General features: G+C 52.1%; 16 protein-coding genes. 9 read left to right on the top strand and 7 right to left on the bottom strand.

Going from position 1 to position 19194, the window contains the following annotated elements; genetic code table 11:
• Positions 1-11: 11 nt before the first annotated feature.
• Both ACYU8Y_RS15625 and dtd read right to left on the bottom strand, forming a co-directional pair.
• Complete coding sequence (locus ACYU8Y_RS15625; RefSeq protein ID WP_460938814.1) at positions 12-656, bottom strand: O-methyltransferase; 645 nt, start codon at positions 654-656, stop codon at positions 12-14.
• A gap of 82 nt (positions 657-738) precedes the next feature.
• A complete protein-coding gene (dtd, locus tag ACYU8Y_RS15620) occupies positions 739-1191 on the bottom strand; it encodes a D-aminoacyl-tRNA deacylase (protein WP_460938812.1) in 453 nt (150 codons plus the stop codon).
• A gap of 302 nt (positions 1192-1493) precedes the next feature.
• On the opposite strand from dtd, the gene ACYU8Y_RS15615 reads away from it, so the two are divergent.
• Together ACYU8Y_RS15615 and ACYU8Y_RS15610 are read left to right on the top strand one after the other, a co-directional pair.
• The gene (locus ACYU8Y_RS15615; protein WP_460938810.1) at positions 1494-1706 is read left to right on the top strand and encodes a hypothetical protein; all 213 of its coding nucleotides are present in this window, start codon (positions 1494-1496) and stop codon (positions 1704-1706) included.
• Between the two features lie 71 nt (positions 1707-1777).
• Positions 1778-2074: a hypothetical protein gene (locus tag ACYU8Y_RS15610; protein ID WP_460938809.1), complete on the top strand. Its 297-nt coding sequence runs from the start codon at positions 1778-1780 to the stop codon at positions 2072-2074.
• Between the two features lie 17 nt (positions 2075-2091).
• Here ACYU8Y_RS15610 and ACYU8Y_RS15605 read toward each other — a convergent pair whose 3' ends face one another.
• The gene (locus ACYU8Y_RS15605; protein WP_460938807.1) at positions 2092-4008 is read right to left on the bottom strand and encodes a S9 family peptidase; all 1917 of its coding nucleotides are present in this window, start codon (positions 4006-4008) and stop codon (positions 2092-2094) included.
• Positions 4009-4285: 277 nt separating this feature from the next.
• On the opposite strand from ACYU8Y_RS15605, the gene ACYU8Y_RS15600 reads away from it, so the two are divergent.
• Positions 4286-5071 carry a DUF2490 domain-containing protein gene (locus ACYU8Y_RS15600; protein WP_460938805.1) on the top strand — a complete coding sequence of 262 codons (786 nt, stop codon included), beginning with the start codon at positions 4286-4288 and terminating at the stop codon, positions 5069-5071.
• On the opposite strand, the gene ACYU8Y_RS15595 is transcribed toward ACYU8Y_RS15600, so the two are convergent.
• Both ACYU8Y_RS15595 and ACYU8Y_RS15590 read right to left on the bottom strand, forming a co-directional pair.
• Complete coding sequence (locus ACYU8Y_RS15595) at positions 5068-6336, bottom strand: sensor histidine kinase (RefSeq protein WP_460938803.1); 1269 nt, start codon at positions 6334-6336, stop codon at positions 5068-5070. The two genes, ACYU8Y_RS15600 and ACYU8Y_RS15595, sit on opposite strands and share 4 nt — an antisense overlap.
• On the bottom strand, positions 6333-7010 hold the full coding sequence (locus tag ACYU8Y_RS15590; protein ID WP_460938801.1) for a response regulator transcription factor: 678 nt from the start codon (positions 7008-7010) through the stop codon (positions 6333-6335). The genes ACYU8Y_RS15595 and ACYU8Y_RS15590 overlap by 4 nt, the downstream gene beginning before the upstream one ends.
• Before the next feature lie 344 nt (positions 7011-7354).
• Here ACYU8Y_RS15590 and ACYU8Y_RS15585 point away from each other — a divergent pair, with 344 nt between their 5' ends.
• The 4 genes from ACYU8Y_RS15585 to ACYU8Y_RS15570 all read left to right on the top strand — a co-directional run bounded on the left by ACYU8Y_RS15585 (position 7355) and on the right by ACYU8Y_RS15570 (position 13943).
• Entirely contained in the window at positions 7355-8791 is a 1437-nt protein-coding gene (locus tag ACYU8Y_RS15585) for a TolC family protein (protein WP_460938799.1), read from the top strand.
• A gap of 11 nt (positions 8792-8802) precedes the next feature.
• A complete protein-coding gene (locus tag ACYU8Y_RS15580) occupies positions 8803-12030 on the top strand; it encodes an efflux RND transporter permease subunit (RefSeq protein ID WP_460938797.1) in 3228 nt (1075 codons plus the stop codon).
• A 133-nt stretch (positions 12031-12163) separates the two neighbouring features.
• Complete coding sequence (locus ACYU8Y_RS15575) at positions 12164-13306, top strand: efflux RND transporter periplasmic adaptor subunit (protein WP_460938795.1); 1143 nt, start codon at positions 12164-12166, stop codon at positions 13304-13306.
• A 151-nt stretch (positions 13307-13457) separates the two neighbouring features.
• Complete coding sequence (locus ACYU8Y_RS15570) at positions 13458-13943, top strand: ankyrin repeat domain-containing protein (protein WP_460938793.1); 486 nt, start codon at positions 13458-13460, stop codon at positions 13941-13943.
• 65 nt (positions 13944-14008) lie between these two features.
• On the opposite strand, the gene ACYU8Y_RS15565 is transcribed toward ACYU8Y_RS15570, so the two are convergent.
• The gene (locus tag ACYU8Y_RS15565; protein WP_460938791.1) at positions 14009-14725 is read right to left on the bottom strand and encodes an SDR family oxidoreductase; all 717 of its coding nucleotides are present in this window, start codon (positions 14723-14725) and stop codon (positions 14009-14011) included.
• A gap of 255 nt (positions 14726-14980) precedes the next feature.
• Here ACYU8Y_RS15565 and ACYU8Y_RS15560 point away from each other — a divergent pair, with 255 nt between their 5' ends.
• Positions 14981-16336 (top strand): glycoside hydrolase family 88/105 protein, encoded by a 1356-nt coding sequence (locus ACYU8Y_RS15560; RefSeq protein ID WP_460938789.1) that lies wholly within the window; start codon positions 14981-14983, stop codon positions 16334-16336.
• A gap of 203 nt (positions 16337-16539) precedes the next feature.
• Here ACYU8Y_RS15560 and ACYU8Y_RS15555 read toward each other — a convergent pair whose 3' ends face one another.
• Positions 16540-16980 (bottom strand): nuclear transport factor 2 family protein, encoded by a 441-nt coding sequence (locus ACYU8Y_RS15555; RefSeq protein WP_460938787.1) that lies wholly within the window; start codon positions 16978-16980, stop codon positions 16540-16542.
• Positions 16981-17217: 237 nt separating this feature from the next.
• On the opposite strand from ACYU8Y_RS15555, the gene ACYU8Y_RS15550 reads away from it, so the two are divergent.
• Positions 17218-19146, top strand: a complete 1929-nt coding sequence (locus ACYU8Y_RS15550) for a tetratricopeptide repeat-containing sensor histidine kinase (protein ID WP_460938785.1) — start codon at positions 17218-17220, stop codon at positions 19144-19146.
• The last annotated feature ends 48 nt before the right edge of the window (positions 19147-19194 follow it).

Raw genomic sequence — 19194 nt, 5'->3', positions numbered from 1 at the left:
TTGTCAGTAAATCAATTCCGTTTTCTAAGTATCATAATCCCATCCCGGACGGGCAGCAATACGTTCTCTACGCGCGGATCGGCATGAACTTTTTGGTTAAAGGCCTGTACAGCAAGGGTATCCAGGTCCGACGGTTTTACCGGCCCAGCCACCTTGCCAGACCACAAGACATTATCGGCCAGGATGAAGCCGCCGGGTCGCAGCTTGTCAATTATTAGGTCAAAATAAAGAGACAGATTCCGCTTGTCAGCGTCGATAAACACCAAGTCAAACGCTTGGGTTAGGGTTGGCAGTATATCCGCTGCCTGTCCAAGGCGAAAATCAATGGCATCGTTGAGCGGTGACTGCCGCCAGTAGGACCGGGCAAATTCTTCCAGTTCTTCGTTCTGATCGATCGTGATGAGCTTCCCCCCATCGGCCAGCCCTTCGGCCAGGCAGAGGGCCGAGTAGCCCGTGTAGGTACCGATTTCAAGTACGTACCGGGGCCGGATCATCCACGAAATCATTGATAGAAAGCGGCCCTGTATATGCCCCGACAGCATTCGGGGAGCCATTACGTGGGCGTGGGTATTTCGGTTGAGCCGATGCAGCAACTCACTCTCGGGCGAGGTATGGGCATCGGCATAGGCCGTTATATCGGGGGGTAAAAAATCCATTCGGCAAAATTCACCGGCTCACAGTTGGGGTCGGTTTTAGTAAAAGTAACGGATAACGGTAACATATTGGTCATGACTGACCTTAAATCCGATCTTTTGAGTCGATCAAAATAGTTACTGGCCCATCATTGAGCAGAGACACTTTCATATCGGCCCCGAACTCCCCCGTCTGAATTGGGTTTCCCAACTCCGCCGATAATTGAGTCCTCATCGCTTCGTACAAAGGGATAGCCACTTCCGGCCGGGCGGCTTCGATAAAGCTGGGACGGTTCCCTTTTTTGGTACTGGCGTGTAACGTGAACTGGCTAATCAACAAAATATCACCTCCAACGGCTGCCAGATCGAGGTTCATCTTTCCGGCCTCGTCGCTAAAAATTCGCATGCCCACAATTTTTCGACTCAACCAGTCAACATCTTCGCCAGTATCGGAATGGGTAATACCCAGCAGAATGAGAAATCCGGTTCCGATTTGACCTTTTACCTGATTATCAATAGTAACGGAAGCGTGAGAAACGCGTTGAATGACCGCAATCATAGTAGAAACACAATAGGTAAGTCGGCAAAAGTACGTATGGATACGTATACTTGTCGAAGATGCCGTCAACAAGTTTATAAACCACTTCCTCAGAATTGTTATATGTTTACCGCCAGAATACATTAAACTTGCATGAATAAGCCAATTTTAATGTATCCGGTGCCCGGTCAGCCGATCAATTTTTACCGTATACTAGATTATTAAAAAAAGTATCCGTTCTATTTAAACCATTTACAAATTTAGGAGTCATAAGCTTTACGATTACCTGTTAACATTGACGCCCCCTGGCGGACTCACGAATTATGAATAAGACATTCTTTCTACTGATCTTACTTATTGGCGCATCGGCAGCCTTTTTCGGCTACTGCGCCATGATGATTGATTGGATTCAGGATTTTTCAAACGGGATTTACGGGCAGAATCATCTGGAAGCCACGCTCGAATCCGGCGCCTTACTGCTCTACACATTTCTTGGCGTGAAATTTTTCTATCGACACGTGAATTCGCTGAGGTAACCCAAAAGCTTACCTTAATTTTGGTCTCTCAATTAGGAGACTTGAGGGAAACCTCGTAAGACAATACGCGTATGTGGTGGAAGAAAACAAAAGTATACAGTAAACAAATTTTGAAAGACGCGAACCTCGATCCGGTTCCGTTTGTGAAAGAACGGGTTCGTATGGAATTTGCCCGAACCGTTCTGGAACCCTTACCCATTACGCAAACCGACCAGGGCAATCAGGTCGAGTTTCAGGCCGATGCTATTGTTCTGAGCCTACCGGCATGGCAAACGTTGAAAGCAGAACTAACCGCCCTTTCAGAGGCCGTTAGTCCCGCTCAGCGCAGCACCATTACCAAAATCATCGACTCCATTGAAAATGAGTAGTTGTCGTCGGTCGGCAGCTACCTCAGTACATTCGGACTTCGAAGGTATTTATCCAGGAACTCTTTCACCGCTTTATAGGCGGTGATTTCGTTTTCTTTCTTCACGAAACCATGCCCTTCATCCGCAAACGTGACGTACTCGACGGGAACACCGTTTTTCTTCACATTAGCCACGATCTCATCCGATTCAATTTTCAATACGCGCGGGTCATTGGCTCCCTGAATGACCAGTAGAGGCTTTTTGATGCGCTGGGTATGAAACAAGGGCGACTTGTTGTATAAGGCAACGGAGTCTGTTTTCGGATGACCAATTTCTTTAAACATGGCGTCGCGCTGGGGTCCCCACCATTCGGGCATGCTGTTCAGGGTGCGAAGCCAGTTTGCCACACCAAAAATATCGACGCCAACAGCAAAATCGTCGGGCGTGAAGGTCAGGCCGGCCAGCGTCATATAGCCGCCATAGGAGCCGCCCATGATACCGATTCTGGCCGGGTCTACATAGCCCGTAGCGGCCAGCAATTTCTTCGACTCAACACAGTCTTTCAAATCGGCATCGCCATGTTTGCGGTCGTCGGCGGCATAAAACGTTTTGCCGTATCCTGAACTCCCCCGGTTGTTGACGGCCAATACCACATAGCCGCTGTTTACCAGATACTGGACCAAAGGTGAATATGTCAGGCGTGTCTGGCCACCCGGCCCACCATGAATAGACAGAATAGCCGGGAGTTTATCACCAGCGGTTGCCCCTTTCGGTTTATACAGCAACGCAGGCACTTCCATCCCATCGAATGATTTGTAGCGCACAACGTCACCAGCAACCAGGTCGTTGGCATCGATTTCAGGATTCAGGCCCCGCACCAGTGGCGTAACTTTCCCGGATTTGAAGTCGTACGAATAAAGTGTCGCGGGCGAATTAGAACTGTTTACATAAAACGTCATTCGACCTTCGCTGTCGGTAATGTTCACCCCCGTTACGTCGCCACCGGGCAAAGCGGGTAATTTTATGGCTTGATTGGTACGCGTATCAATGATTTTGAGTTCGGTGCGGGCATCGTTGTTTACCGACAACACACGATAGCGGCCATGGTACGACAGGTAATCCGATGAAATATCCCAGTTTGCTTTGTCGAGAACAGTGCTCTGCCCGGTGGCCAGGTCATACACTTTAACATAAGCAAACTCATTGCCTTCGTCTGTCGAAATCAGAAGTTTCTTCCCGTCGGGCGTGAAGCCTTCCGGACTATTATTCACCTCACCTTCGTGTTTGGTCAGCAGTTTGGTTTCCCTGGTTTTTGTGTCATACAGAAACACGTCGCCATTCGTTGTCGTGATGGTTTTGGCCAGCGCGATGTACCGTTTATCAGGCGATACGTCGCCGGGGAAAAAGCCGCCCGGATTTTCAAAGATCAAGCTTGGTTTTAACGTAGTCAGGTTCATTTCATACACATCGAAAGCAGCCCGGTTGCGCTGGTTCGACTGATAAAAGAAACTCTTACGATCATGGCTTAGGCCGGCAAACTGAAATTTAGCTTTTTCGGCGGGTGTCAGATCAGTGACTTTCCCACCTTTCTCCCGCAAATAAATGTGATTCAGTTCGTTACCCCCCTGGTCACTGCTGTACAGTATCCGCCCGTCGGGCAGATAGCCGATGGAAAAAATGGCGTTCGTTTTCGACGTGGTCAACTGTTTGGGCTGCCCCGTCCCATTGAACGGAATTTCGTAGAGATTGAACACGCCATCCTGGTTGCTGCTGAACAGCACCGTCTGCTCGTCGGGCGAGATGTCGGACCCGCCGAATCGGATGGTCTTCATGAACTGCTCGATGGTATATTTCCGAACAGCCGTCGGCTTTGGGGCGGGGCCAGCCAGTGTAAGACCCGCCAGTACACTCAGGCTGATGACCAACAGAGTCCGTGGGAGAAGTTGTCTATTCATAGGAAGACGATTTGCTGAGAAATGAGTTTCTTGCCGAATCTAAGTAGCCGCAAGCTGGGCAAATTTGCTGAATATTTTCTGCGTTACAGGCTGCTTACCAGATTTTTAGCCTATGATTTGAGCGAAAGGTAGTTTTGCGTAATTGCGGGAAACGCATACCCATTTATTGGTTAACGGCCTGGATGTCCAGATTACCAAATTATTAAGGATTAGTCCGCTGGTTTCACACGACAGTAATGGTGAGTAATTTTACGCTACTGTATTATACCAATCCATCGTGACCCGCGTTCAATTTGCTTTTGCCCTACTAACCATACTTCTTGTCAGTAGCGTTAGCCGTAGTCTTGCTCAAACATCGCTCACTCCCTCCTCCCCCTGGGGAACCTGGCTGATCGCCACCGTCCAACTGCCTGCTGGCGAAAAAAAATGGGGTGGTTTTGCCGAAGTACAGGGCCGCGCCAATGGCGTGTTCAACCAATTTTTCTACAATGAATTGAAAGGTGGCGTCAGCTACGACCTTGACAAAAACTTTACGCTGACGGTGGCGGGTGGCCGCTATGCGACGTACGATTATCAGGCCCTATCCGACGGGCCGCTGAATACCGAAAAACGACTGTGGGAACAGCTTATCATTAACCAGTACCTGACCCGGCTGAAATTTGAACATCGCTACCGGGTAGAGCAGCGCTGGTTCACGTTTCGTGATGGAACAACGCCCTACCGAAGTCGTATCCGCTACCGGCTCAACATGTTTGTGCCACTCAATAACCACACAGTCACGGCGAAAACGGCTTTCCTGTCGGTGTACGATGAGGTTTTCCTTAACCCCGTTGGGCCAACATTTGAACGGAACCGACTGTATGCGGGCGTCGGCTACCAGTTCGACCAGCAATGGATTTTGCAACTGGGCTGGGTAAATCAGACCAATTACAACGCGGCTAATTTCGATCAGGGCATCTTCACTCCTCAGTTGGCGACGGGAAAAAACAACCTGGTTGTGGGGCTTACGTACCGGCTGAAACGCCGGAGTACCTCGGAGAGACTCCCGACGCAACCCGATTAAGGCTGCGACCGGGTAAGGCAAAACTGGTGGATGCCGCTGGTTTCCTGGTAGTCGATGTTTAAGCCGTAACTGTTACCGATCTGTCGGATAATGGACAAACCCAGTCCTACCGAGTCGGGACCTGTACTTTCTTTCTTGAACCGCTCGAACAGCCGCTCCGGCGATGATGTCAACTGACCACCCGTATTGCTCAGGCATAACTGATCGGTAGTCGACACCAGATCGATCCGGCCATTGACCAGGTTGTGTTTGATGGCGTTATTGACCAGGTTCGTCACCAGAATATCGGCCAGGGCGGGGGGCAACTCCACCTCAAACGGCTCCACAGCCTGCATACTTACCGACAATTCTTTGAACGATAGTACTTCTTCCATATCCGTTAACTTTTCGGTCAGCAGACTGGCAAGATCGATTGTCTGACTATCGTTGAATTGCCGATTTTCAATTTTGGCCAGCAGCAACAGGCCCTGATTCAGGCGCGATATACGCCGGGAAGCCTGGTAGATACTTTCAATCCAGTGCGTTTGTGTTTCGGTTAGCTGCTCGCTCTGAATGAGTTGTTCCACTTTGGCATTGATAAGCGCCAGGGGAGTCTGCATTTCGTGAGATGCGTTTTCGGTAAACTCCTTCAGACTCCGGTAGTCCTGCTGCATCTTGTCGGCCATCTTCTGTAACACATCGTTCAACTCCTTAAACTCGGTTATCTGGGGTTTATCCAGCGCAAGCGACGTACCACTGCTTAAATCGAAGCCCTTGATACGGGCCAGCGTATCGTAAAAGGGATACCAGAGCCGCCCCGACAGCTTGCCCTGGAACCAGAACGTACCTACCAGCAACAGGCCCAGAAAAAGCATCATCGCCACCGTCATGACTTCAATGAGCCGGTAGGTCTGAATCAGGGATTTACGAATCTCGACCCGATGCACAACGCCCTGAATAGGCTGGTAAAACGTCAGTTGCCGAAAGGGCGTAAGCTCATCATCGTACCGATTCAGAATGAGCGTATCCGAAAACTCCTCCCCATGCGTAGCCTTTCCCGTCACGGGTATCACGTCAATTTTGTTCTCGACAAAATAGGGAATGTTCGACCAGGCGTTGTGGACTCGAACGTACGATTCGAAATCACGCTTCTCGACCCGCAGCCGGTTCTCGACTTCATCGTAAATAACCAGCCGAATGATCTGGTAAAACGCAATCGCCGTCAGCAGGTAGATAACCAGCGAAAAGGCCAGGTAGATTCGATTGGTTTTGGTGAGAAGTTTCAAGATTGACCGAATTTATAGCCGATGCCGTAAATGGATTGTACGTAGTCGGCGGCCCCTTTTTCCAGCAATTTGCGACGAAGATTTTTAATGTGCGAGTACACCATATCGAACGAATCGGCGGAGTCGATGTTGTCGCCCCAGAGGTGTTCGGCAATCGAGGCTTTGGTGAGGGCGACGTCCACATTCGACAGAAAATAAAGCAGCAGATCATATTCTTTCCGGGACAGTGGCGTGGCCTGCCCCGACACGAACACGTTTCGGGTATGAGGCACTACAACGATCTCCCGAAATCGAATTTCAGTATGCCCACCGAATTGCCGTCGGCGCATTAGTGATTTAACCCGGGCGTTGAGCTCCGACAGGTGAAATGGTTTGGTCAGGTAATCGTCAGAGCCAATTTCCAGGCCTTTCAACTTGTCTTCCAGGGCGTTGCGCGCCGATATAATAATTACGCCCGTGGTTGCAATGAGTCGTTTGAGTTTTTCGATGATCTGAAATCCATTGCCATCGGGCAGGGTCAGATCGACGATAACGCAGTCGTAGGTGTACAGGTGAATTTTCTCTTCTGCCTCCTGAAACGTAGCAGCCATTTCGCATATATAGCCGTCCTTCACCATGTACTCCGTGATGCTTTCGGCCAGTCCCTGTTCATCCTCAACAACCAATACTTTCATGACGTTACCCAAGCTAGTAAACCCCTAAAGTAGTCGTCAATGTTGGAAATATTTGGGAGATGATCAGGCCGTCCGTCTCCTGGTTCTGCTTTTTTTGTCATTCTGACGCAGGAAGAATCTTGATATTTCCTTACTTCTGAGTTGGGATAGTTTAAGATTCTTCCTGCGTCAGAATGACAAAAAAAAGCTCATAATTCATTTGTATAAAGTTAAAGCGAGTTACGCTCTCAAAAAATTACGTAAATCAGTCGCCAAACGCCCGTTTTCCCAAATGTTTCCAACATTGCCTTCTTGTTTTGTAGACACCTGGTCGTAAGTCAGCTTAGTTCGGCCGGGTGTTGTCCATGAAAGAGACACCTATCCGTCATTTGTCAAACCGATTCCCGGCCCGTGTTGTCTGTCCCAGAAAGGCAGGCGGGCTACTTCTGTTCAGCATGAGTCTGCTCGCGTTTCAGGCACAAAGCCAGACAACGACGCTCAATCAGATCGTTGACCAGAGCGTTCGGCAGTACCCATTTCTGAAAGCGAAACAAGCCGAAGTCAGCAGCGCCGAGCGACGCATAAAAGCCAGCCGGACAGACCTGTTACCCTCGCTCATTGTCCAGGACCAGTACACCTACGCGACGACCAACAGCCTCAACGGGTCGTTTTTCCCGAATGAAGGCACGGCTATTTCGACGTCGGGTGGCGTTCGGCCAACGGCGATCTCACAGGCTAGTTTTGGCAGCTTTACCAGTGCCGTAATCGAGTGGCGGGCCATTAACTTCGGACGCATTAAAGCCAATATCGCCGTTGCCGAAGCCGATTTGCAACGGAGTCGGGTTGATTACGAAAATGAGATTTTCCAGCATCAGGTTCGCACGATCGACGCCTATCTACTCCTGCTTATCAATCAGAAGCTGGTTCAGATTCAGCGGAGTAACCTGGAGCGGGCGCAAACCTTCAAACGCGTCGTTGATTCAGGCGTCCGGTCGGGAATGCGGGCGGGTGTCGATAGCTCACTGGCTACGGCGGAGGCCGTTCGGGCGCGGTTGCTTCTGTTAAGCAGCCAACAACAGGAACAGGTCCAGCGACTGCGGCTCTCCGAATTGGCCGGACAAATTCAGCCCAATCTACAGGTCGATAGCATGCGCTTTTACACGAGTCTGCCCAACGGCACTTTCCTGTCTGACTCTATCTCGCCCAAAAACCCAACATTGCGGCTATTCCAGTCGCAAATCAATTTATCGGCAGCCCGCAGTCTGGCTACGCAACGATCCGGAATGCCAACGATCTCATTGGTGGGTGTCGGAAATGCCCGTGGGTCCGGTTTTTCGAATCAGGGCGATGTTTTTCTGGCTAACCAGACAAACGGTCTGGGCTATCAGGTCGGGAATTACCTGGTTGGCATTGTGGCCCGCTGGAATCTGACCAATATCCTGCGGGTTCGGCAGGACTATCGCGCGGATCAGTTTCTGGTCGAACGGTCGCGGCAATTATTTACGACCCAACGTCTGCAAATCACCCGGCAATATCAGGAAGCCGAAACGCAGTACCAGGTAGCCCTGGAACAGGCTCGTCAGGCCCCCGTTCAGCTTCAGGCCGCCAAGCAGGCCTACAACCAGGCCAACTCGCGTTACCAGAGCGGCCTGACCGATTTACCGACGTTGCTCCAGAGCGTCGTAACCCTTAACCGCGCCGAAGTCGATGGCTACGTAGCCACCAGTAACGTGTGGCGCTATCTTCTGCTGAAGGCGGCCGCCGAGGGGGACTTATCCCTGTTCATGAACCAGGTTAAATAAACCGAATAACTATGTACAACATCATTCGTTCCGCGCTGAGAAAACCAATTTCGGTGGTTGTGGCGGTCATGGGCCTCCTGTTCTTCTCGGTGATGTCGCTGTTCACCATTCCGGTCGATATTTTCCCGAGCCTCGATCTGCCCACGATCTATGTCGTACAACCGTACGGGGGTATGGCTCCCGATCAGATGGATGGCTTCATTGCAACCCGCTATCAGGATCACTTCCTGTATGTATCGGGCATTCGGGACATCGACGTCAAAACGATTCAGGGCTTATCGCTCATCAAACTCTCGTTCTACCCCGGCACCGACATGGCCCAGGCTGCGGCTGAGGTAGCCAACAACGTTTCGCGCGCCAAAGCCTATATGCCCGAAGGAACCGTGCCGCCCCAGGTAGTTCGGTTCGATGCCAGTTCGGTACCGGTAGGGCAGTTAGTGTTTGAAAGCGCTAGCCGCTCGCTGAATGAAATTCAGGATTATGCCTCATCGCGGGTGCGGCCCATGTTCTCCCGTATTCCGGGCGTATCCAGTCCCCCACCCTTCGGCGGCAACCAGCGAACGGTCATTATCAAAGTCAACCCGCAGTTGGTTCGTAGCTATCAGCTTACGCCCGAGGAGGTTATCAAATCCATTATCATCAACAACCAGCCATCGCCCGCCGGAAATATACGCATTGGAGAGAAAGCCCTCATGACGCCCGTCAACTCACTGGTGAGACGGCCCGAAGACTTCCTCAACATTCCGATTCGGGTAGGTTCTGGCCCTACGGTGTTCGTTCGGGATATTGGTACGGTCGAAGATGGTGCCGACGTAACGGTGGGTTACGCCCTGGTAAACGGTCGCCGGGCGGTGTATATTCCGGTGGTTAAAAAGTCGGATGCCTCTACGCTGGATGTGGTCAGCAACATCCGTAAAGCCATGCCCGACCTTCGCGCTGCGGTGCCGGAAGATGTCAAGATTTCCTACGAATTCGACCAGTCGGTCTACGTGACCAACGCCCTCAAAAGCCTGGTTACGGAAGGCATTTTAGGGGCCGTTCTCACGGGGCTGATGGTGCTGCTGTTTCTGCGCGACTGGCGCAGTGTTATCATTGTGGTAGTCACAATTCCAATTTCGATTCTGTCGGCGGTGATCATGCTGAATCTGTGCGGTCAAACCATCAACATCATGACCTTATCGGGTCTGGCATTGGCCATCGGGATTCTGGTTGACCAGGCCACGGTAACGATCGAGAATATTCACCAGCACCTGGAAACGGGTAAGCCCAAGGCTGTTGCCATCTGGGATGCCTGTAAGGAAATCGTCTTCCCCGAATTTCTGATTTTGCTGGCCATTCTGGCCGTATTCGCTCCGGCTTTCGTCATGAGTGGCGTACCACGTTCCATGTTCCTGCCCCTGTCGTTGTCCGTTGGGTTCGCCATGATTGCGTCGTTTCTGCTTTCGCAAACGTTCGTACCGGTACTGGCGAACTGGCTGCTCAAAAGCCATCCTCCCCATGAAGCACCCACGCTGGCCCTCGATGCACAGGAGCGCCACGCCATGCTGCACGAAGGCGATCATCCGGCAGCCAAGGTCACGGGCTTTGATAAGTTCAAGCAACGGTATTCGTCATTACTGGACAAGGTCCTGAACCGCCGGAAGCTGGTCGTGGGTGGCTATCTCGCCGGTAGTCTGGCCGTTATTGTCGTCTGTTTCATGGTCATTGGCACCGACATTCTGCCCCACGGCAACAGTCACCAGTTTCAGATGCGGCTGCGGATTCCCGATGGGACACGGGTGGAACGCACCGAGACGGCCACGTTGAAAGTACTCGATATCATCAAACAAGCCGTCGGTGCAGACAACGTCGAAATCTCTTCGGCCTACGTCGGCACGGTTCCGTCCAGTTACGGTACGTCCAACATTTTCGTGTTCAACAGTGGTCCGCACGAAGCCGTGTTGCAGGTTTCGTTGAAAGAAGAACACCCCGTGAACATGGACAACCTGAAAGAAGACCTCCGGGCACGCATTGCGAAGGCGTTACCAACCGCCAACATTTCCTTCGAGCCAATCGAGCTGACGGAAAAGATCATGAGTCAGGGCGCATCCACGCCCATCGAAGTGACGGTTGCGGCCAAAGATCTACCGGAAGCTGGTCGGTTTGCTAACAAAATTCGGGAGCGAATGACGAAGATCGACTTTCTGCGCGATGTTCAGATTGCCCAACCGCTGGCCTACCCTATCCTGAAAGTGACGATGAACCGCGAACGGGCAGGCCAGTTGGGCGTTACCTCTACGCAGGTAGCCCGGTCAATGGTAGCGGCAACTTCGTCCAGCCGGTTTACAGATAAAAACCTTTGGCTCGATGAATCGAAAGGGCTGGCCTATCAGGTACAGGTGCAGATCCCGGAATATCAAATGAGCAGCGCCAGCGACATTGGTAATATTCCGCTGAAGAGTGGAGAAATGCACCCGCTCCTGTCCGACGTAGCCACCTTCTCGGAAGGCACAGCACCGGGCGAATACGACCGGGCCGGACCAAACCGTCTCGTCACGATCACGGCCAATTTGCAGAAAAAAGATTTGGGTACGGCCCAGAAAGCCGTTCAGCAGGCCATCAAAGAAGCGGGTGAACCCCCTCGTGGTGTACTGGTCGAACTGGGTGGGCAAACCAGTCTCCTGACCGATACGCTGAGCAGTTTGCAAACGGGTCTACTGGTCGCTATTGTGATTATTTTCTTACTGCTGGCTGCCAACTACCAGTCCTTCAAGCTGTCGCTGGTGATTCTGGCGGCCATTCCGGCGGTGGTAGCCGGAGCCCTGCTCATGCTGCTGGCCTGTGGCGCTACGCTCAACCTGCAATCGTACATGGGTCTGATTATGTCGGTGGGCGTGTCGGTAGCCAACGCCATTCTGATGGTCACGAATGCCGAGAACCTGCGCCTGGAAATTGGCGACACGCGCAAGGCCGTCGTGCTGGCTGCCAACAGCCGGATTCGCCCGATTCTGATGACCAGTATCGCCATGATTGCCGGCATGGTACCGATGGCTTCGGGCCTTGGGGAAGGGGGCGATCAGATTGCCCCGCTTGGTCAGGCCGTTATCGGTGGACTGATTGCCTCGACGCTGGCTGCGTTACTGATTCTGCCCTGCGTATTCACCCAATTCCAGACCAAAGCGACAACCCAGTCGGTGTCTCTTGACCCGGAAGATCCGGAGAGCAAATTCTATCACCACGAACTGAGCACCAGCGCGTAGTCACTAAGTCAAGGCGTGGTCCGTATCCGCACGGACCACGCCTTAACTCAGAGAAGCCCTTCACGACAATTATCCAGTTGCTATGCGACAAGCTAATCCCGAATTTATAATCACTTACTAGCTCATTAATCAAATGAAACTGCTCTTATATCTAATCGGAATAACCTCCGTTGCCGTTGGCTTTACGGCCTGTTCGTCAGCCAGCAGCGATAATAAACCGGCGGCTACCAAAGAACCCGAGGTACAACGGGTTGAGGTGACAACGGTACAAGCTCTACAACCCAGCAACCGGGTTACGCTGCCGGGCGAACTAAAGCCCTGGAACCGGGTAAATATCTTCGCCAAAGTGAAAGGTTTTGTGCGCGAAATCGTCGTCGATCGGGGAACAAGGGTGCACAAAGGACAGGTACTTGCCCGGCTCGACGCACCCGAAGTCATTTCTGAATTGAGTCAGGCGCAGGCGCAGGTTCAGGCACAGGAAGCCACGCTGGTAGAGCAAACAACGCGCGCCCGCGCCAGTCGACTGACCTACAATCGGTTGGTTCAAACGGCCAAGATGGAAGGCGCGGTATCGGCCAATGAACTGGACCAGGCGCTGGCGAAGATGCAGGCCGATAGTGCCATGGTTGCCGTAGCCAGAGGAACGGTGCAGGCCGCCCGCTCCAACTACCAGGCCAAAACGGAACTTCGGCAATACCTCACCATCACCGCCCCTTTCGATGGCATGGTAATCGAACGGAACATCAGCCCCGGCGCTTTGGTTGGTGCGGGCGACAGTGGCAAACCGTTGTTCGTACTGGAAGACAGCCGCACGCTGCGCCTGACGGTCGCCGTTCCCGAAACCTTTGCCAACCAACTTCAGAGGAAAAGTGCCGTTTCGTTCACGGTCAATGCCATGCCCGACCGGCATTTCAATGCCAAGCTGGCTCGTTCGGCCGAAAGTCTGGTCGAAGCCAACCGGGCCATGATGGCCGAATTTGACGTTGCCAACGCATCGCACGAGCTTAAATCAGGTATGTACGCCGAAGTGATGATGCCCGTAGTAAGGTCAGGCAAAACGATGTTCGTTCCGACTACATCGGTGGTGAGTTCGAGCGAAAAAATGTTTGTTATTAAAGTGAACGACAACCGGGCGCAGTGGGTATCGGTTCAGAAAGGCAATGTTGTCGATAGTTTGGTCGAAGTATTCGGCGATCTGCCCGCCGGAACAACCATCGTAAAAAAAGCCTCCGAAGAGATCCGGGACGGACAGGCGATTCAGGCCAGCAGACAATAGATGGACGAGGGCGTCGGCCGTATGTCGTTATCGTTTCCCAAAGCTGACGTACTATCGACCCAGAGCACGCATTTTTTGAAACAAACAATCCGTGTTCTTTTGTTTACTTGTCGGGTAACGTCAATTTCGACGTACTGAACTGCACTTGTCTATGTCTTTTTATTCCTATCGACCCGAAGACCTGCTCTTTGATGCTGCCCGTAAGGGTGACACGGCTTATATCAAAAAACTAATTGACGAACAGATCGATGTAAACATACAGGATGGTAAAGGATTTACACCCCTGATCATAGCCGCCTACGATGGGCACATCGACGCCACGAAAACATTATTGGACGCGAACGCAAACATTAATGCGCAAGATTTGAGTGGCAATACGGCCCTGATGGGCGTTTGCTTTAAAGGCTACCCCGAAATTGCCAGTTTGCTGATCGAACGGGGTGCCGACCTGAACATACAAAATGGAAACGGGGGTACCGCCCTGATGTTTGCCACCTTGTTTGGCCGTAACGCCCTGGTAAAACTGATGCTGGATGCGGGTGCCGACAAATATATTCAGGACAAGCGCGGCCTGACTGCCCTTGATCTGGCTGTTCAGCAGGGCAACGAAGAAGCCTGGCAGCTGCTGAAAGATTAGTTAATTCGCCTTCAGGATGGCGCAAGGCCGGGCCACGTTGGCTCCAGCCTTGCGCCATCCTGAAACTACTTCCCACCCGGCCGCGTCGGGCGAACTTCAATCTTGCTGGGGAGCGTACGGGCGGGCATGTGAATCAGGTCGGCAACGATCTGACCAATGTCTTCCGGCTGTATTTTCCAGGCGTCTTTCTCAGTGGGCTCGTGATCGTTAAAGTAAGTGGCTACCGAGCCGGGCATGATCGTTGTCACTTTGATGCCCTCGCTGCGTAAATCGAGCATAATGGCCTGCGAGAAACCAACCAGGCCAAACTTACTGGCGTTATAGGCCGCACCCTTCTCAAAGAAATTGGTCCCGGCCAGACTCGAGATCGTAATAAAATAGCCCTCGGTTTCTTTCAACGCAGCCAGCGTAGCTTTCGCGGTATAGAACACCCCCGTCAGGTTAATGTCGATGGTTTCGTGCCATTGTTCGGGAGTAAGCTCTTGAATTGGAGCAAAGTGACCTACACCGGCGTTGGCAATGACGTAGTCGAGCTGGCCCCATTGCTGCAAAATAGTGTCGACAGCCCGTTGCTGCGAGGCCAGATCACGGACGTCGGCCGCCAGACCCAGCGCGTAGCCCGGCCTGATTTCATTTAATTTAGCCGCGGCCAATTCAGCGGCCACCGATGAGCGGCTGGTGATAGCCACCTTAATACCATCCCGAATTAAAACCTCGGCAACGCCGTAGCCAATGCCTTTTGAGCCGCCTGTGATGAGCGCGGTTTTGTTGTTGTCTGCCATGAGTAAACCAATGATGTAAGAATCTGGCGAGATAAGTCGCCCAGAAAAACAACCCAAGTAGCCATCCTAAAGTTTTGGAGGTTCTTCGGCAAAATTTAACGGCGCAGGAGGGTACATGATAGAGGATAATTTGCCTCGTGTAATCTTTGATAACTAAATCACAGTATCCAGGATTAACTGACTCACTGCGCTTCCAATCTCTCGACTCCGTTCCTATTGCCTACCTGTACCATCATGCCAACGTACCTATCCACTATGCGTCCACTGGGTCTACTACTGGCGGGCCTTACGGTCGGCCTTACCCTGCACGCTCAGCCGGGCGCACCGAAAGCCAACGATTCGACAACGCCCCTGCATCTGCTCCAACCCGACTATCCGGTGCCTTACGGCCAGCCGAAAGTAGCCGATGTAACGGGGGTTCTGAACCGGATCTACACGTATCTGGAAGCCAACACGCCCACACAACTTATTGACAAAGAGACAAAGAAAGACCTGACTGCCGGCAGTACCTTCAATCCCAACGCAATCTTTAAACCCGGCGATTTTCGGTTAATCAGTTACGAGTGGGGCGTTACGTATGCCGGGATGCTGCTCGCTACGGAAGCCACCGGCGACGGTCGGTACGCGGATTACACCAACAAACGGCTTCAGTTTATTGCCGAGCAGGTCCCATATTTCCGGGCTCAGGTAACGGCTGATCCCAAGGCCAATACGCCAATGCGGTCGGTGATGGCTCCCCACGCCCTCGACGATGCCGGGGCCATGTGTGCTGCCATGATCAAGGCCAGCCGCGCTGGGGGCGTTAAGGCGAACATGCGGCCCCTGATCGACAACTACATCAACTACATCCAGACAAAAGAATTTCGGCTGGCCGATGGCACCCTGGCCCGTAATCGGCCACAACCCAATACGCTCTGGCTCGATGATCTGTTCATGAGTGTTCCGGCGCTGGCTCAAATGGGGAAACTCACCGGCGATCAGACGTACTATGCTGAAGCGGTGAAACAGGTGACGCAGTTTTCGAAACGGATGTTCAACCCGCAGAAAGGGCTGTATATGCACGGCTGGGTGGAGGGCATGAGCGTTCACCCTGAGTTTCACTGGGCGCGGGCTAACGGGTGGGGTATCCTGACAGCGGTCGAATTACTGGATGTATTACCTACCGGCCACCCCGGCCGCCCGGCCATTCTGGACTTGTTGAAAGCGCATGCGAAAGGCCTGGCGGCTCAGCAGTCTGGTTCGGGATTCTGGCATCAACTGCTCGACCGGCCCGACTCCTACCTGGAAACGTCGGCCACAGCCATTTACGTATATGCCTTTGCGCACGCAATCAATCAGGGCTGGCTCGATCCGCTGGCTTATGCCCCCGCAACCCTGCTTGGCTGGAATGCCGTATCGACAAAAGTTACGCAGCATGGTCAGATTGAGGGCGTTTGTGTGGGTACGGGTATGGGTTTCGACCCAGCATTTTACTACCATCGGCCCATCAATGTCTACGCAGCCCACGGCTATGGGCCGGCTTTGCTGGCAGGTGCCGAAATAATCAAGCTACTGAAAAACAAAACGTTTGAAATCAACGACAGTTCGTTGCAACTGACACAGCAGAAATAACGAACACAGGCAGATGCCAATCAGGCAGGAGAGTTCAGGAGAGTCCGTCGGTAGAATCGAGTTAATTTTAATAAATTTATCATAGGTTGTAATCAAACAAGCCCACCAGATTTCTGGCGGGCTTGTTTATGTTTTACTCAGTTTCATACTAAGAGGAGGCTGCGGACACACAGCCCCTGGCGAGATGAAAACACGGGCAAACGTTATATTTTCACGGCCTGACGCGCCAATAATTTCCAGTTTCCTTTCTGCTTCACCCAGACCAGTAAAACCGCCAGTTTGGCCTGACCAGGTTTCCCATCGTTGGCGGTTTCGGCCATGAGTTTATGCCGCACCATGGCGGTGTTGTCTACCACCGTAATGGTTTCTTCGGTTAAATCAATCGTTTTGAAATCCGATGACCCACTGGTGAGGGCTTCGACAAAAGCCTTCTTGTCCTCTATTTTTCCCGTCGAGTGGCCATAACTCAGGTCGTCAGAAGCCAGCGACTCAAGTTTTGCTTTATCAGGGTCAATCATAAGCTGTCGTAATTGCTGAACAGCCTGAGCTACAGCCGCTTGATCTTTGCCCTGTGCCAGGGTCCTGGTGGTTAGCAGGCAGCCTAAAGAAGCGACAAGCGCAACGAGAATGGTTTTTGTATACATCACTGATCGGGGTTACTTGAAAAATACCATTGATAAACAGACTCCGTAAGAGCGTTCTGTCATGGTAGTAAAAGCGGAAGCACAGGATTTTTACCGTATGAGGTGTTCATCAATCGACTTTAACCCCACCGGGCTGCGGTCATAAAGGATTTGGCAGGCGGTTTAAATGACCGTATGCTAAACCATTTATAGTTGACTATGAATTAATTAGTAATTAGCCCCTAAACTCTGTCACCGATGAAAAACGTTTATCTGCTTGTCTATTTCAGTTGTTTAACGATAGGTATTGTTGGGGCACAGGTGCCGCAAAGCCTCGACTCCGTAACGATCTATTTAAAGAATCATACGACTCAGGATACCAACTACGTTCGGGCGCTGAACACCCTGGGCCGGGAACTGCACTCAACTGCCAACCCCGACTATGTACGGGCGGACTCCGTACTCTGGGTATCAGAGCAGCTAGCCATAAAGCTGCAATATGGCCTGGGGCTGGCAAAAGTCTACACCAATCGGGCATCCATTTATTACCTGACAGATCGACCGCAGCAGGCGCTGGAGTATTTTCAGAAAGCCCTGGCAACGGCCGAGAGCAACAAACTCAATCCCCGATTCATTTGCGGGGCCATATCCAACGTAGCCGCGGCTTTGAGTAAGTTAGGACAGTACGATAAAGTAGTGACGATGGAACTCCGCTCGTTGCGGCTTCAGGAACAGCACAATGTACAGCCACGAATCGCCACGACCTATGGCGGTATTGGCAACGCCTTCCGGCAGTTGAATAAACCGCAGGAGGCTCTTACCTATTACCAGCAAGCGCTGGCCATTATGCAGTCGACAAAAAATACGAGTGGCCTGGCCATCATCGAGAACAACATGGCCATTTGTTATGATAACCTCAAGCAGTACGAGAAATCGATTCCTTATTACAAACGAGCGTTAAAGCATGCTCAAGAAGTAAAATTCGAATTGCTTCAGGCCGACATTCTGGTCAATATTGGCCTGGCCCTGAAATTATCGAACCGCCCCAAAGAAGGTATTCCGTTTGTTAAACGCTCGCTGGCCATTGGTCAAAAACAAGGCAACAAAGCCACGATGGCCACGGCCTACTTTAACCTGGGACAGATCTACGAAGACCTCAAATACTACACACCCGCCGAAACGTACTTGAAAAAAGCGCTTCAACTGGCCAGAGAACGCAATAACAAAGAACAGATCGACAACTACACCCAGGGGCTGGCCGACCTGTACGGGGGCATGAAAAACTTCCAGCAGGCCTATGTCTTTCAACTGGAAAAGAACCAGCACATCGACTCGATGACCTCCGTCCGGACCAGTGCCGAAGTGCAGCGGCTGGTAGCCAAATACCAGGCCGAGAAAAAGGAAGCGCAGATAAAATTACTCCGTCAGCAGGCACAGATCCAGAATGAAGAGCTGACCAACAAACGATTACAGACAAATGGACTACTCATTGGTGGTGTACTGCTGCTGCTGCTCGGTGCTGCCGTATCGGCCTGGCTACTGAACCGGGCAAGGATTCGGCGGCTCGAAGAAGCCCAGGCCCTGCGTAAACAGATTGCCCATGACCTGCATGATGAAGTGGGCAGCACCCTAAGCAGCATCTCGCTGCTCAGCGGCATGGTCAAGGGGCTCATCGAACAGAACCGCCCCGAATCGGTGGAGCGGGCGATCCAGAAGATCAATACCGATGCCCGCCAGATTCTGGATGCCATGGACGAAATTATCTGGACCCTTAATCCCGGTAACGATTCGCTGCACCGAATTGCCATCCGGTTGCAAGAGTACGCTCAGCCGCTGATGGAGTCGAAGGATATTCGCTTCTCGCTCGTAGCCGATCCGGCTCTCGACGTTTTGCCCATTTCCATGGAAGTACGCCGAAACCTTTATCTGATTGGCAAGGAAGCCATCAACAACCTGGTCAAGTATTCGCAGGCCAGCCAGGCGACGATGCGCTTCGAACATCAGAAAGAGCAGCTCCGGGTGGTGATCGAAGACAACGGTCGGGGTTTCGACACGGCCCAGCCCAGCCAGCGGACCGGCCAGAGCAGCATGCAGCAGCGGGCCAAAGCCATGGGCGGCTCTTTAGAAGTGCGTTCAGCGCCCGAACAGGGGACTAGTTTAATACTGATCACGGCGCTTGTGGCTTAATAGCCTTGACGTTACGATAGATTGGCTCACATTCGTATAAGTCTGATT

It is taken from the genome of Spirosoma humi, from assembly GCF_054776575.1.
This window is presented reverse-complemented; position numbering and strand designations above follow the sequence as displayed.